Genomic DNA, 14,234 nt, shown 5'->3' on the forward strand with positions numbered 1-14,234 from the left:
CTGTCAGCTGCCACATTTCAAACGGATCAGCCTTTGCCTTTGGTCCGGGTCATGTTCGGCCCGCCATTCTTCTCAAGGTGTTCGATGATGATCCCCGCCACGTTCTTGCCGGTGGTGGTCTCGATCCCTTCCAGGCCCGGCGACGAGTTCACCTCCATCACCAGCGGCCCGTGGTTCGAACGCAGGATATCCACACCCGCCACGGCCAGCCCCATGACCTTGGCCGCGCGCAACGCGGTCATGCGTTCTTCCGGGGTGATCTTGATCAGGCTGGCGCTGCCGCCTCGGTGCAGGTTGGAGCGGAATTCCCCAGGCTTGGCCTGACGCTTCATCGCTGCGATCACCTTGTCGCCGACCACGAAGCAGCGGATGTCGGCACCGCCGGCTTCCTTGATGTATTCCTGGACCATGATGTTCTGCTTCAGGCCCATGAACGCTTCGATCACCGACTCGGCAGCCGTGGCGGTTTCGCACAGCACCACGCCGATGCCCTGGGTGCCTTCCAGCACCTTGATTACCAGCGGCGCGCCGTTGACCATGTCGATCAGGTCGGGAATGTCATCCGGCGAGTGAGCGAAACCGGTGACCGGCAGGCCGATGCCACGACGCGACAGCAGTTGCAGCGAACGCAATTTGTCCCGCGAGCGGGCGATGGCCACCGATTCGTTGAGCGGAAACACCCCCATCATTTCGAACTGGCGCAACACGGCGCAACCGTAGAACGTCACCGACGCACCGATCCGCGGGATTACCGCATCGAAGCCTTCCAGCGGCTTGCCGCGATAGTGGATCTGCGGCTTGTGGCTGGCGATGTTCATGTAGGCGCGCAGGGTGTCGATCACCACCATTTCATGCCCGCGCTCGGTGCCGGCCTCGACCAGACGACGGGTGGAATACAGACGCGGGTTCCGCGACAGCACAGCGATCTTCATGCAACACCTGTGGAGGAGGTAGATACCGGGAACACCGGCTTGTCTTGTACATATTTGATGCCCGGATTGACCACCAGTTGGCCATCGATCAGGGCTTTGGAACCGAGCAACAGGCGATAGCGCATGGACTTGCGGCAGGCGAGGGTGAACTCGACTGCCCAGACCCGATCACCGAGGGCCAGGGTGGTGCTGATCACATAGCGCACCTGCGCCTGGCCGTTGGAGCTTTTAATGGTTTTGCGCGTCACCAGCGGCGCTTCGCAGCGCCGGTGACGTAACTGCACCACCGTGCCCAGGTGCGCGGTGAAACGCACCCACTTCTCGCCGTCGCGTTCGAACGGCTCGATGTCGGTGGCATGCAGGCTGGAGGTGCTGGCGCCGGTATCGATTTTCGCCCGCAGGCCGGCGACTCCCAGATCAGGGAGCGCCACCCACTCGCGCAGACCGACAACGGTCAAATGGTCAAATGTCTTCAAAGGTGCTCAACCGGCAGAAACCGCTCGGGCCGCGTGCGGCCGAATTCGCGGTATTCACGCAGAATAAGGGTTAAAAGGCGACAGATATCTACGGCCCGGATCGCCGACCCCTCAAGCAGGTGTCGGCTGGTGTGCATTGTAATCCGGGACGGGGTCATTCATGGCACGACAGAAACGGTAGTACAGTTCATCAATATTTCAGAATGAGGAAATTCCATGGCACAAAAAAGCGAAGAGGACGACAAGGTCCGTCTCGACAAGTGGTTGTGGGCGGCGCGCTTTTATAAAACCCGGGCCCTGGCCAAAGCGGCCATCGAGAGTGGCAAGGTGCATTGCCGAGGCGACCGCTGCAAGCCTGGCAAAGAGCCACGCATTGGCGATGAATTCGAGATTCGTACCGGCTTTGAAGAGCGCACGGTGAGGGTTGAAGCCTTGTCGATCGTGCGTCGCGGCGCGCCCGAAGCGCAGACGCTGTATACCGAGACCGAGGCGAGTATTGCCAAACGTGAAGCGGCTGCAGCGATGCGCAAGGCTGGGGCGTTAGGTGTGAGTACCGACGGCAAACCGAGCAAGAAGCAGCGGCGGGATCTGTTTAAATTTCGTGGCAGCAGCAACGAGTAGTGTGCGACGAACACACTTGTGGCGAGGGAGCTTGCTCCCGCTGGAGGCCGAAGGACTCCCTATCCAGTCGATCATGTATTTCAAAGTACAACCGAGTCGACTGGTTCAGTGCCTGCTACGCAGCCAAGCGGGAGCAAGCTCCCTCACCACAGGTGTGTGCAAACTGTCAGTTCGCGGCAGACACCACACTCATCCGCGAAACCAGCGGCAGCTTGCCCAGTAAAGCGAAAACCGGCGCAGTCACCTTCAGCCAGAAGTTGGCGGCGTGATAGGCAAACGGCGTGTAGTAACCCCAGCCCAACGCCCACACTGCCAGCAGCATGCCGCCGATGTAATCGTCCTGGCCCCAATGCGCGCCGGCTACCAGACGTGGCAGCATGAACAGCAACGCCAGGCCCCAGATCGTCAGGAACTGGCCGACTGAGCGACTGAACACGCCCATGAACAGCGCCCAGATCAGCAACACCGAAGCGTGGTCACCGGGGAAGCTCTGGCTCGAGCGATCCTTCAGCTCCCAGGCTTTTTCCAGATGCGGGAAATAGTCGCTCAGGTGCACCGCGCCTTCCAGCACCATCGATGGGCTGCTGTGCTGCCAGTCCATGTGGTCGGCGAATTTGGAAAACAGCGCGCGAATCACCACCATCAGCAGCAGAATCGAGAAAAAACCGAAGAAGGCGCGACGTACATCAATTGCCTTGAACACCCAGTCGCCCTTGATCAGCAGCGTCAGCAGAATCAGTCCGACGACAATGTCGAACGGACGCAGACTTGCAATTGCCCAGATGTGGAGCCATATGGGGTTGCTGGCCAGTGGTGCATTGAGTGAGCGGAACAGCCACTCGTCGAAAATCACACACAGCATCTGGCCCGTAGGCCATAACCAGAAAGCCAGTAGCGCTAATGGCACTACGTTGCACAGAACCAGCCGGCCGAGGTTCCACCTTGATTGGAACAAACCCGGATTGTTCATAAAATGCCTCCCGTGGCTGAACATTTCGCACCAAACGGGTGCGGAGAAGCGCGGGATTTTCATCTTTTGTAACCTTTTTGTCATCAATTCAGATACCCAGACCTATGACCGACCTACCGGATACCGACTACACCCAACGCTTCATCTTCGATGACAGCGACACTCGCGGCGAACTGGTGGCGCTGGAACGCAGCTACGCCGAAGTCCTCGCCAAGCACCCGTACCCGGAGCCGGTCGCGCAGTTGCTGGGCGAACTGATGGCGGCCGCTTCGTTGCTGGTGGGCACCCTGAAGTTCGACGGCTTGCTGATTTTGCAGGCACGCTCCGAAGGGCCGATTCCGCTGCTGATGATCGAATGCTCCAGCGAGCGCGAGATCCGTGGCCTGGCGCGTTATAACGCCGAGCAGATCGCCGCGGACGCGACCCTTGCCGACCTGATGCCGGGCGGTGACCTGACCCTGACCGTCGACCCGACGATCGGCCAGCGTTACCAGGGTATCGTCGACCTCGATGGTGAAACCCTGTCCGAGTGCTTCACCAATTATTTCGTCATGTCGCAACAGGTCGGCACCCGCTTCAAGCTGTTCGCCGACGGCCGCCGTGCTCGCGGAATGCTACTGCAGCAACTGCCGGCCGACCGCCTGAAAGACGAAGAAGAGCGCGCCGAAAGCTGGCAGCACATCACCGCCCTGGCCAGCACCCTGACCGCCGATGAATTGCTCAGCCTGGACAACGAAACTGTCCTGCATCGCCTCTACCACGAAGAGCAGGTGCGCCTGTTCGATGTACAGAACCTGCGCTTCCGTTGCAGCTGCTCGCGGGAACGCTCGGGCAATGCACTGGTCAGTCTGGGTCTGGAAGATGCGCAGGCACTGGTGGCTGAACGCGGTGGCGAAGTCGAGATCGATTGCCAGTTCTGCAACCAGCGTTACCTGTTCGATGCGGCCGATATTGCTCAATTGTTTGCTGGCGCAGGCGTCGACACGCCGTCAGATACCCGGCACTAAAACGGTTCAGCGCAGGTAAATTCACTGCGTAACGACGGAATTTCGCCGTTACGACGGGAGGACCCTACTCTTTTTGGGCTTTTCTGGCATAATCCGGCCCACTTTTTTCGCGGTAGTAGTGCACGACTTTCTACTACAAAACGTTTGGAGCACACTCGGCCACTGGCCGACGGGGAACCTCATGACGCAAGCCAATAACGCCGTGTACACCGATCTGAGTGTTGATGATCTGGTTAAAGAAGCCCTGCAACGCGGTGAGGGCGAGCTTGCCGATACCGGCGCTCTGGTAGTCCGCACCGGTCATCGCACCGGCCGTTCGCCAGTCGATCGTTTCATCGTTGAAGAGCCTTCCACCCAGGCCGCTATCGCCTGGGGCCCGATCAACCGTAAGTTCCCGGCCGACAAGTTCGACGCGCTGTGGGCTCGTGTCGAGGCGTTCAACAACGCGCAAGAGCACTTTGTTTCCCACGTGCATGTAGGTGCGGCTGAAGATCACTACCTGGCCGTGAAAATGACCACCCAGACTGCCTGGCAGAACCTGTTCGGTCGTTGCCTGTTCATCAACCCGGCCCAGTACAACCCGGCCGGTCGTGACGAGTGGCAAGTGCTCAACGTGGCCAACTTCGAGTGCGTGCCTGAGCGTGACGGCACCAACTCCGACGGTTGCGTGATCATCAACTTCGCGCAGAAGAAAGTGCTGATCGCCGGTATGCGTTACGCCGGTGAAATGAAGAAAGCCATGTTCTCCGTGCAGAACTTCCTGCTGCCGGCCGCTGACGTGCTGCCAATGCACTGCGCTGCCAACATCGGCGAAGAAGGCGACGTGACCCTGTTCTTCGGTCTGTCGGGCACCGGTAAAACCACCCTGTCCGCCGACGAGAGCCGTTACCTGATCGGTGACGACGAACACGGCTGGGGCGAAGGCGTTGTCTTCAACATCGAAGGCGGCTGCTATGCCAAGTGCATCGACCTGTCCGAGAAGAACGAGCCGGTCATCTGGAAAGCCATCAAGCACGGCGCAGTCCTGGAAAACGTGGTCATCGACGACGCCAAGCACGCTGACTACGCCGATGTCAGCCTGACCCAGAACAGCCGCGCGGCCTACCCGCTGGAGCACGTTGCCAAGCGTTCCGAGAAGAACCTGGGCGGCGAGCCAAACGCGGTGATCTTCCTGACCTGCGACCTGACCGGCGTGTTGCCGCCAGTGTCGATCCTCAACGAAGAACAAGCGGCCTATCACTTCCTGTCCGGCTACACCGCGTTGGTGGGCTCGACTGAAATGGGTTCGGGCAGCGGCATCAAGTCGACCTTCTCCACCTGCTTCGGCGCACCGTTCTTCCCGCGTCCGGCTGGCGAATACGCAGAACTGCTGATCAAGCGCATCCGCGGCTTCGGCTCCAAGGTCTACCTGGTCAACACCGGCTGGACCGGCGGCGGCTACGGCGTCGGCAAACGCTTCAACATCCCGACCACCCGTGCGGTGATCGCAGCGATCCAGAGCGGCGCGCTGATCGGTGCCGCCACCGAGCACCTGGACACCATCAACCTCGACGTGCCACTGGCCGTACCGGGCGTTGAAACCAACCTGCTCAACCCACGCAACACCTGGGCTGACAAGGCTGCCTACGACGAAGCGGCCAAGGCGCTGGCCGGTCTGTTCATCGAGAACTTCAAGAAGTTCGAAGTGAGCGACGCGATCAAGGCTGCGGGTCCCAAGTTGTAAAATTGGTTGCAGTAATGAGAAAGCCGCCTCTAGGGGCGGCTTTTTTGTGGGTGACGGTTTAGCTGTCGTTATCGGCTTGACTGCCATTATTCCCGCAGAATTTGGGGTAAACGGCCAGAATAATGCCACTTAAGGGAGGAGTGGCCCGCCAATACAGTTCTCGAAGATATCTTCAAGTCCACGATAGTCACATGCAACCGCATCAACATTTGCCGAAATCCAAGCGTCTTCCTTGATCAGCCACCAATCAACCGTAAAGCCCGCATTGATGATGATCTGCTCAAAAAGGATGCGCTGAGCACGCCCGTTACCTTCGCGAAAAGGATGAATGACATTCAAGTCGCCATAGGTTTCGGCGATAGCCACGACGAGCTCTTCTTTGTTCAGCCCCACGAACCATGCATTACGTTCCATGGCGCGAAATATTTTCTCTGCCTCTGGGAGAATTCTTTCTGCGGTGCAGAAAAAGGTATCCCCCTTCTGAATGTTGACTGTTCGCGGCTGCCCGGCCCAGTCGTAGACATCGCAAAACAGAGTTCTATGGATATGTTGAAAAAGGGTTAGATCATATGGAGGGGGAAGAAGACGAAATCGACTGATAGCGATCTCTGATAGTTCTCGCTCTGCTTTCTGCAGTTCTTCTTCACAGCGAATATTGAGCAAGTTACGCAGGACATCACTTCCAGGATAGCAGTAGGGGTCTTGCCCGACCCCGTACTTGTCCACCATTAGCGTGTGTTCTGACGGTATTTTTCGATGACTGATTCCCGTGATGGAAGCGGTCTTTCAGCATCGCTACGATTGGTATCGAACCCTTCTAGACGCAGGCTCGCCAAGTAGTTAGACCGACGTACTTTTTCGTAATAAGCCTGCTTTTGCTGGAACGTCAATTTGCTCATGGCATGGGCCTCTTGGTGCAGGATTACAGTGTAGCGCAATCGTGTGGACGGATTGGTTGGGATTTTCGATGCTTGCACGAGTGTTGCTCATCTGTCTCAGGTTAAGCGTGAGAGCGACCGGAAGACTGTCAGCCTCAGAGCGGTGCTTTCCAGCCGAGCATCTGCTGCTGCGCGACCTGCAGCAGGTCACAGCCATCCTGCGTCAGCAGATAGAGGGCGTGGGTGATGTGTGGGATGTCTTCGACGTCGGCTTGTTTGAAGCTGAGGCAGTAGAGGGTTTTCAGCAGGTCGCTGGAGGCGCACAGGCGCTGGACGGCGCATTCGAGGATGTCCTGCGGGTTGGCCGTTGTGTCGATGATCAGGGGCTTGGTGTCGGTGAGGTTGGATTCGAGTGAGCGGTAGCGATCGAGGGGAAGCGGGGTCCATGCTTTCATAGTGTGTATTCCAAATGTCGTGAGGATTCATCCCACCGTGACCAAGCGATGGGAGGCGAACTGTGTTCGGGTTGGTCAACCGAAGGAACACACAAGTCCGGCACGCTCAAAGGCGTCCCAAACACAGCCACCATTAAGCGTGCCGACATTTGAATTGCCGGCAGCATACAACGGACGCATTTATGTGTCCCACCGGGTGACCAAGCCCGAGCCGCTGATTTGCCAGCGACATTCACGACTATAGATTTGTGCCCTCAAGCCGCGATAGGCGACAAAGAGTCTTGGCGTGTAGGAACGGGATGAAGATCTCATCGGACGTTCCTACCGATCTTTCTTCGTTTTTCAACGTAAATGCTGATACGCCGAAATATCCAGCAAGCTGGTTGCCAGGCCGGTCGCCGGGTTGTAGATCTCGCCCTTCACGCTGGTGAACGGTACACCTTTGCTGCCCAGCGAAACGTAGCGCTCGCCTTGGTCCAGCTCGGTGAAGTAGGTGTAGGAATGTTTGTGCATCAGTGTGTATTTGGCTTCGTCGCGTGCAATGCCGTTGGTGAGGTTTTCCAGATCGGCCTGGGTCAGATTCAACGTTTTTTGCAGTTGCACGCCCCAGCGTTTGAGGCAGGTTTCGGCGAGGTGGCGCACGATGCGTCCGGGCTCGGACAGCGCTTTCAGATCACTGGCGCCGGTCGGGACGCCGCCGCTGCTGGTGGCATTGCCGGCCATGGTGGCGTGGCGGCCAGCCATAGGATAGATGTAGGTTTTAGTGCCGGTAGCGGTCTGTGGGATGACGCAGCTGAAACCTTTGGAGCGTTCGTCACGAGCATAGAACGCTACATACTCTTTGACATTGCCCGCGAGTTTGACGCGCTCTTCCTGAAAGTTACCAATGCCTGGCACGGGATCAAGCGCAAAGATATTGACCGGGATGTTTTTCAGCAGACTGTCCTTGAACATTGCATTGGCCAACATATGGCAACTGATGCCGCCCCGGCTCCAACCGACGAGATTGACTTGAGTCGGAATAACACCATCCTTGCGGTGGGTTTTGATGATTCCTTCCTGTAATTGCTGCTGGGTAATGCTGCGATTACCGTAATTATATTTGCGCCAGAACCAGGAGCCCTCGACTTTTACATCTTCGATCGGAATGCCGGCAGCTTTCAGGCGATTGTATTCGGCTTCAGTCAGTTGCTCGCGTTGCCAGTCGCACTTGCCCTTGATGATATTGAGCGCATGCAACACGTTTTCTTCCCAGCCCTTGCCGAACAAGGTGCCGCTCATGCCGTATTCCTTGGTCTTGGTAAATAGATCGTCGGCCTGCAGGTTGCCGCTGCCGGGGCCGTCCACCACGATCCACTCGGCAAACTCGTGGCCCAAATGATTGGAAGCCAAGGTGGAAATCAGTTCGCCGTTCCAGAAGTTTTCGTGGGTGACGTCGAATTTATTGGAACCAGTTCCGCAAAAAAATATAGTTAAAACAGTCATTGTGTTGCTCTCGGTTAAAGTAAGAGCCAACAACTTAGGTCTTTTCTAGCCGTTTATTAAAGCATTCTGTTGTTTCTGGATTTTAGTTGTTTTCAGTGTCGGTCTGGTTGTTGGGGTTTATGTTTTGCTACTTCGAGCAAGTCACAGCCATCCTGCACTAGTAAATAAAGAGCATTGACGATGTTAGGTATATCTTTCACGTCGGCCTGCTTGAAACATAAACAGTAAAGAGTTTCCAGCAGATCGCTGGCGGCACGCAGTCGCTGGTCAGCGGCATCAAGCAAATCGCGATGGCTGGACTGAGTGTCGATGACCAATACGGGATTTTCGTTGTAGCAAGTCTTCAAGGGGCGATAGCGGGTAATCATGGTGAGGCTTGTCCTTTACAAAGGCACTCGGGCGGGGCTGATTCAGTGGTCAGTCGCGCCGGCCACTATAGAAGTGCGTGGCGAGCACTCACAAGAGCGCCGCAATGGACGCCGTTCGTAGGGGATTTTCCGAGGGCCGGGCATATGCCCTACAAGGTTTTGCGGTTTTTTCGGGGTGAAACCCCTAGCGCAGAAATTTCCCACAGGATTCACAGGCGTTTCTTGGCAGATCTATGTATGGTGCGCGCCAGAATCTGTAGGACGTTTCCAAACGTCCGATACGCGCTTAAAGGGAATTGAGTATGCAGTGGCTACGTATGGCCTCGATTTTATTGCTGTGGGCCAGTGGTTGCCGTTTGGCCATGGCGTCTGATGCCGGCAACGGCTGGACGTTTGCCGACCTCGAACGCACCGGTTGGCCCGATGCGCTCTCCAGCCAGACTGGCATCGATACCGCCTCGCGCGCCGAGGTGTTGATGTTCGGCAGGGCCTTGCTCGCCAGTGAAGCGCTGGACGAGGCAGGGCTGGAGCAGCGACTGGGTGTGCCGCATGTGCAGCTCAAGTCGATCAGGCAGGTGCGTGACGGTCTGTGGGATCGTTTGCTGAGCACCTATCGCAACGCCAGCGTTGACTGTGACGGGCAGCCGTTCTGCCCGTGTGTGCGCAGTGTTGCGGAACTGCGGCAATTGGCGGCGGCCTTCACCGGTGACATCAGCCCGGCTCATGCGTTGTGGGCGAGCAAGAGCCAGGGCGTGCATGAGCAGGTGTTGAACGAGCAACTGCGAGTGGCGGTTTTGCGGCCCTGAACGGGTAAGTTTGTATCGCTGTTTTGTGCCCCTTCGCGAGCAGGCTCGCTCCTGCAGTGGAGCGAGTTGTCTGCGCTATTGGCTGTATCATCCCGTATTGAATTGACCCCGGCCTTTTCTCGACTCGCTGCGATCGCCCGCTAGGCTGTTGGCATCACAGCGGTCAACGGAGTGACAGCGCATGCACAACACCCTGGAACAGGTTTTCGGTTATCCACAGTTTCGACCTGGGCAGGAAGCCGCGATCAGCGCGGTACTGGCCGGGCGCTCGGCGGCAGCGATTTTCCCCACCGGGTCTGGCAAGTCGCTGTGCTATCAAGTACCGGCACTGTTGCTGCCACATCTGACCCTGGTGGTCTCGCCACTGTTGGCGTTGATGCAGGATCAACTGGCATTCCTCAAGCGTCACGGCATCAGTGCCGGCAGCATCGATTCGGCACAAAGCCGCGATGACGCCAATGATGTGATGGCCCGCGCCCGTTCGGGTGAATTGAAGATCCTGATGATCTCGGTGGAGCGCCTGAAGAACGAGCGTTTTCGCAATTTTTTGCAGCAGGTGCCGATCTCGCTGCTGGTGATTGACGAGGCGCACTGCATCTCGGAGTGGGGCCACAACTTCCGCCCCGACTACCTGAAGCTGCCGGACTACCAGCGTCAGTTCAATATCCCGCAAACCCTGCTGCTGACGGCCACGGCGACGCCGAAGGTCATCGCCGACATGCAGACCAAATTCGCCATCGCCGAAGCGGATGTTGTGACCACCGGTTTCTATCGACCCAATCTCAATCTGCTGGTGGAACCGGTGCGTGGCCAGGACAAGCGCCGGCGGCTGGTGGAGTGGATGAGCGAGCGCGCGAGCCAGCCGAGCATCGTCTACGTCACGCTGCAGAAAACCGCCGAGCACATCGCCGAACATCTGGGTCGCAACGGCATACAGGCCGAGGCTTATCACGCCGGGTTGCCCAACGATCAGCGCGAGGCGATCCAGAAGCGCTTCATGGCCGGGCAGTCCAATTGCATAGTCGCAACCATTGCGTTCGGCATGGGCATCGACAAGAGCGATATCCGCAACGTGGTGCATTTCGACCTGCCGAAATCCATCGAGAACTACAGTCAGGAAATCGGTCGCGCCGGACGGGACGGACAGCCGTCGGATTGCCTGGTGCTGGCCAACCGCGACAGCCTCAACGTGCTGGAAAATTTCGTCTACGGCGATACCCCGGAGCGCGAGGGGATACGTTGTGTGCTGGAGGAAATGCAGGCTGCCGCAGCTGAAGGACAGTGGGAGTTTCTGCTCGGTCCACTGGCGGATCAGAGCAACATTCGCACGCTGCCGCTGAAGACGTTGTTGGTGCAAATGGAGCTGCGCGGCCTGATCGCACCGCGCTATGCCTATTACGCCGAGTACCGTTTCAAATACCTGCTGGAGCCGGACGCGTTGCTTGAGCGTTTCGAGGGAGAGCGCAAGGAGTTTGTCGCGGCCATCATTCACACCTCCAGCCGCGCACGTACCTGGGCCACGGTGAATTTCGAGGCGATGTACACGCAGTATTCGGCTGAGCGCAATCGGGTGGTGACGGCGCTGGATTATTTTCAGGAGAAGGGCTGGGTCGAGCTTGAGAGCAAGCAGATGACCGAGGTCTACAATGTGCTGCACAGCGATTTCGACAGCGCTGTGCTGAGCGCCGAGTTGCACGAGTACTTCACCCGGCATGAACAGACTGAAGTCGCGCGGATTCACGCCATGCTCGAACTGTTCGCCACTGAGCGCTGCCTGGGTTATCGCCTGGCCGAGTACTTCGGCGACCACAATGCGCCCGAGCACTGCGGGCACTGTTCGGTGTGTCACGGTGATGTCGCGCGGCTTCCGGCACCTCCCGAGTTGCCAGCGCTTGTGGATAAGAACTTCGCGGCGTTGTGCGGTGATTTTATCCACAGGCATGAGCAGCACACGGGCAGCATGCCGACGGCGGAGCGCCTGACGCGTTTTCTGTGCGGGATCAGCGTGCCGCTGTTTACCAAGTTGAAGGCGCGGACGATCTCGGGGTATGCGGCGCTGGAGCAATATCCGTACGCGGAAGTCCGCAGTTGGGCTGACAATCATCTGCTCGAGTAAATACAAACCCTGTGGGAGCGTGTGATGCCATGGCGGCCTGTATCCATGCGCTGAATGTCGCTCATCACGGTAATAAACTTCAAAAACGCCCGGTGCCTGACTATGGTGAAGGCTGTCTTCGGATCGCCAACAAGAGAACAACATGAGCCAGACATCCTTCGATATTCAGCAAGCTGCCGTGATCGGCGCGGGCACCATGGGCCGCGGTATTGTCATGTGCCTGGCCAATGCCGGCATCGCCGTGCAGTGGGTCGATAACAATCCACAGATGCTCGAACAGGCGCTGGGCACCGTGGCGCAGACTTATGCACACAACGTGCGCCAGGGCCGGATCGATCAGGTCGAAGCGGATGCACGTCTTGCCCGCATCAGCGCGGCGGCGGATTACCCGGCAATCCGTAATGTCGATCTGGTGATCGAAGCGGTGTACGAAAACCTCGCGCTCAAGCAGAAGATCTTTCGCGAACTGGATGGCCTGCTCAAGCCTGAGGCGTTGTTGGCGACCAACACCTCGGCACTGGATATTGATGCGATTGCCGCTGCAACAAAACGTCCATCGCAAGTGCTCGGCCTGCATTTCTTCAGCCCCGCGCACATCATGAAACTGCTGGAAATCGTTCGCGGGGCGCAGACTTCACCGGCGGTATTGGAAGCCGCACTTACTCTGGGCAAGCGCATGGGCAAGGTCAGTGTGGTGTCGGGCAACTGCCACGGTTTTATCGGCAATCGCATGTTGCATCCGTATGTACTGGAGGCGCGCAAGATGCTGCTCGAGGGCGCTTATCCACAGCAGGTCGATACGGTTTTGCAGGGCTTCGGTTTCGCCATGGGACCGTTCCGCATGTATGACGTCGTGGGCATTGATCTGGAATGGCGCGCGCGCGAATTGGCCGGCAAGGGGCAGGATGCGCCAGAGGTTCAGGTCGACAACCGCTTGTGCGAGATGGGCCGATTCGGGCAGAAATCCGGCAACGGTTACTACCACTACGAGCCGGGCAGTCGTCAGGCAGAGCATGATCCCGAGGTCGATGCGCTGATATTGAGCGTCAGCGAAGGCCTCGGCTTTCAGCGCCGGGAGATTGGGTCCGAGGAAATCCTCGAGCGGTGTCTTCTGGCGCTGGTCAACGAGGGCGCGAAAATTCTGCAGGAAGGCATTGCCGAATCGGCGCATGACATCGATCAGGTGTACCTCAATGGCTACGGCTTCCCGGCGGACAGAGGCGGCCCGATGGCCTGGGCGGACGATCAGGGGCTGGCGGACATTCACAAGCGCTTGCTGGCGCTGGAGACGCGACAGGGCGATCAATGGCGGCCGGCCCGACTGATTGGCGAGCTGGCGGCGCGAGGCAAAGGTTTTTACCTTTAGACTGGACAGATAACTCAAGGAGTCGATACCGATGTCCAGCACCATGGCGCAACGCGCCGATTACCCGCATTTCCAGCCGATCACCACCCGCTGGCACGACAACGATGCTTATGGCCACATCAACAACGTCACCTACTACAGCTTTTTCGATACTGCCGTGAACACTTACCTGATTCAGGTCGGTGGCCTGGATATCCACGACGGCGAGGTAGTGGGTTTTGTCGTGAGTTCATCTTGCGATTATTTCGCCTCGATCGCTTTCCCGGACCTGATCGAGATCGGTCTGCGGGTCGGCAAGCTGGGTAACAGTTCGGTGCAATATGAACTGGCGGTGTTCAAGGTCGGTGAAAGCGAGGCGTGTGCGGCGGGGCGTTTTGTCCATGTATTCGTGGACCGGACGAGCAATCAGCCGGTGCCGATTCCAGGCAGATTGCGTGACGCGCTGGAGCGTCTGGTGGTTTGAACCAGAGCAAAAAAAATCGCAGCCCTTGGGCTGCGATTTTTGCTTTCGCGCTTAACGCAACGGATTAGTCGCGATAGTAGCGGTGATGCTTGCGGTGGCCATAAGCGTGGCCACGGCCAGGGTGACGGTCGCGATAGTAGCGACGGTCGTCACGGCCGCGATCGTAATGACGACCCTCGTCATTGCTCTGGTTACCCATGTAATTGCCCAGCGCGCCACCGGCGCCGCCACCTGCTGCGGCACCGATCAGGCTGCCGGTGGTGCCGCCCATGCTGCGGCCAACCACGTTACCGCCGGCTGCGCCCAACGCACCGCCAATGGCCGCTTCGCCACGGCTGTGTTTGTTGGCGCCGACCGCGCTACCACCCGCGCCGCCCAGGGCTGCGCCAATGGTTGAACCTGTGCTGCCGCCTAAAGACTGACCGACGACCGAGCCAAGAACCCCGCCCAATGCGCCGCCCACACCTGCTTCGGTGGTGCCTCCGGCAGAAGCGAAGCCACTGACCAGGCCAAGGGACAACAAGAGAATCGAGGAGAACTTCATAGAGGAGCCTCAAAGGGATGACGG

General features: G+C 58.2%; 16 protein-coding genes. 7 read left to right on the forward strand and 9 right to left on the reverse strand.

The window, feature by feature from the left end; all coding sequences use genetic code 11:
- Window positions 1-26 precede the first annotated feature (26 nt).
- Window positions 27-932, reverse strand: coding sequence for a 30S ribosomal protein S6--L-glutamate ligase (gene rimK, locus HDC30_RS20105; RefSeq protein WP_007949201.1), 906 nt, complete (start codon window positions 930-932; stop codon window positions 27-29).
- A complete protein-coding gene (locus HDC30_RS20110; RefSeq protein ID WP_007964698.1) occupies window positions 929-1,390 on the reverse strand; it encodes an ATP-dependent zinc protease in 462 nt (153 codons plus the stop codon). The genes rimK and HDC30_RS20110 overlap by 4 nt, the downstream gene beginning before the upstream one ends.
- Before the next feature lie 234 nt (window positions 1,391-1,624).
- Between HDC30_RS20110 and HDC30_RS20115 the strand changes: the two genes are divergently transcribed.
- Window positions 1,625-2,029 (forward strand): RNA-binding S4 domain-containing protein, encoded by a 405-nt coding sequence (locus HDC30_RS20115; RefSeq protein ID WP_003220645.1) that lies wholly within the window; start codon window positions 1,625-1,627, stop codon window positions 2,027-2,029.
- 166 nt (window positions 2,030-2,195) lie between these two features.
- On the opposite strand, the gene HDC30_RS20120 is transcribed toward HDC30_RS20115, so the two are convergent.
- Window positions 2,196-2,999, reverse strand: a complete 804-nt coding sequence (locus HDC30_RS20120) for a phosphatase PAP2 family protein (RefSeq protein WP_183784571.1) — start codon at window positions 2,997-2,999, stop codon at window positions 2,196-2,198.
- A 104-nt stretch (window positions 3,000-3,103) separates the two neighbouring features.
- On the opposite strand from HDC30_RS20120, the gene hslO reads away from it, so the two are divergent.
- Both hslO and HDC30_RS20130 read left to right on the forward strand, forming a co-directional pair.
- Window positions 3,104-4,006 (forward strand): Hsp33 family molecular chaperone HslO, encoded by a 903-nt coding sequence (gene hslO, locus HDC30_RS20125; RefSeq protein WP_098966688.1) that lies wholly within the window; start codon window positions 3,104-3,106, stop codon window positions 4,004-4,006.
- Window positions 4,007-4,187: 181 nt separating this feature from the next.
- Window positions 4,188-5,729, forward strand: a complete 1,542-nt coding sequence (locus tag HDC30_RS20130) for a phosphoenolpyruvate carboxykinase (RefSeq protein ID WP_027611209.1) — start codon at window positions 4,188-4,190, stop codon at window positions 5,727-5,729.
- A 129-nt stretch (window positions 5,730-5,858) separates the two neighbouring features.
- On the opposite strand, the gene HDC30_RS20135 is transcribed toward HDC30_RS20130, so the two are convergent.
- The 5 genes from HDC30_RS20135 to HDC30_RS20155 all read right to left on the reverse strand — a co-directional run bounded on the left by HDC30_RS20135 (window position 5,859) and on the right by HDC30_RS20155 (window position 8,915).
- The gene (locus HDC30_RS20135) at window positions 5,859-6,458 is read right to left on the reverse strand and encodes a putative adenosine monophosphate-protein transferase Fic (RefSeq protein ID WP_115988443.1); all 600 of its coding nucleotides are present in this window, start codon (window positions 6,456-6,458) and stop codon (window positions 5,859-5,861) included.
- Window positions 6,458-6,628 (reverse strand): YhfG family protein, encoded by a 171-nt coding sequence (locus HDC30_RS20140; protein WP_096796727.1) that lies wholly within the window; start codon window positions 6,626-6,628, stop codon window positions 6,458-6,460. Before HDC30_RS20140 ends, HDC30_RS20135 begins: the two co-directional genes overlap by 1 nt.
- 134 nt (window positions 6,629-6,762) lie before the next feature.
- Window positions 6,763-7,062: a hypothetical protein gene (locus HDC30_RS20145; RefSeq protein WP_097086905.1), complete on the reverse strand. Its 300-nt coding sequence runs from the start codon at window positions 7,060-7,062 to the stop codon at window positions 6,763-6,765.
- 342 nt (window positions 7,063-7,404) lie between these two features.
- On the reverse strand, window positions 7,405-8,547 hold the full coding sequence (locus tag HDC30_RS20150; protein WP_183784573.1) for a hypothetical protein: 1,143 nt from the start codon (window positions 8,545-8,547) through the stop codon (window positions 7,405-7,407).
- A gap of 92 nt (window positions 8,548-8,639) precedes the next feature.
- On the reverse strand, window positions 8,640-8,915 hold the full coding sequence (locus HDC30_RS20155) for a hypothetical protein (protein ID WP_183784575.1): 276 nt from the start codon (window positions 8,913-8,915) through the stop codon (window positions 8,640-8,642).
- Between the two features lie 302 nt (window positions 8,916-9,217).
- Here HDC30_RS20155 and HDC30_RS20160 point away from each other — a divergent pair, with 302 nt between their 5' ends.
- From HDC30_RS20160 to HDC30_RS20175, 4 genes are all read left to right on the forward strand, one after another.
- On the forward strand, window positions 9,218-9,721 hold the full coding sequence (locus tag HDC30_RS20160; protein ID WP_183784577.1) for a polysaccharide deacetylase: 504 nt from the start codon (window positions 9,218-9,220) through the stop codon (window positions 9,719-9,721).
- A gap of 181 nt (window positions 9,722-9,902) precedes the next feature.
- A complete protein-coding gene (locus HDC30_RS20165; RefSeq protein WP_183784579.1) occupies window positions 9,903-11,837 on the forward strand; it encodes an ATP-dependent DNA helicase RecQ in 1,935 nt (644 codons plus the stop codon).
- A 142-nt stretch (window positions 11,838-11,979) separates the two neighbouring features.
- A complete protein-coding gene (locus HDC30_RS20170; RefSeq protein WP_183784581.1) occupies window positions 11,980-13,203 on the forward strand; it encodes a 3-hydroxyacyl-CoA dehydrogenase in 1,224 nt (407 codons plus the stop codon).
- Window positions 13,204-13,234: 31 nt separating this feature from the next.
- A complete protein-coding gene (locus HDC30_RS20175; RefSeq protein ID WP_097086913.1) occupies window positions 13,235-13,666 on the forward strand; it encodes a thioesterase family protein in 432 nt (143 codons plus the stop codon).
- A 64-nt stretch (window positions 13,667-13,730) separates the two neighbouring features.
- Here the strand turns inward: HDC30_RS20175 and HDC30_RS20180 are convergent, their stop codons facing one another.
- Complete coding sequence (locus HDC30_RS20180) at window positions 13,731-14,210, reverse strand: glycine zipper domain-containing protein (protein WP_027611218.1); 480 nt, start codon at window positions 14,208-14,210, stop codon at window positions 13,731-13,733.
- Window positions 14,211-14,234 lie beyond the last annotated feature (24 nt).

Origin of the sequence: Pseudomonas sp. JAI115 (assembly GCF_014200835.1) — a bacterium.
In the GTDB taxonomy this organism is placed as follows: domain Bacteria; phylum Pseudomonadota; class Gammaproteobacteria; order Pseudomonadales; family Pseudomonadaceae; genus Aquipseudomonas; species Aquipseudomonas putida_A.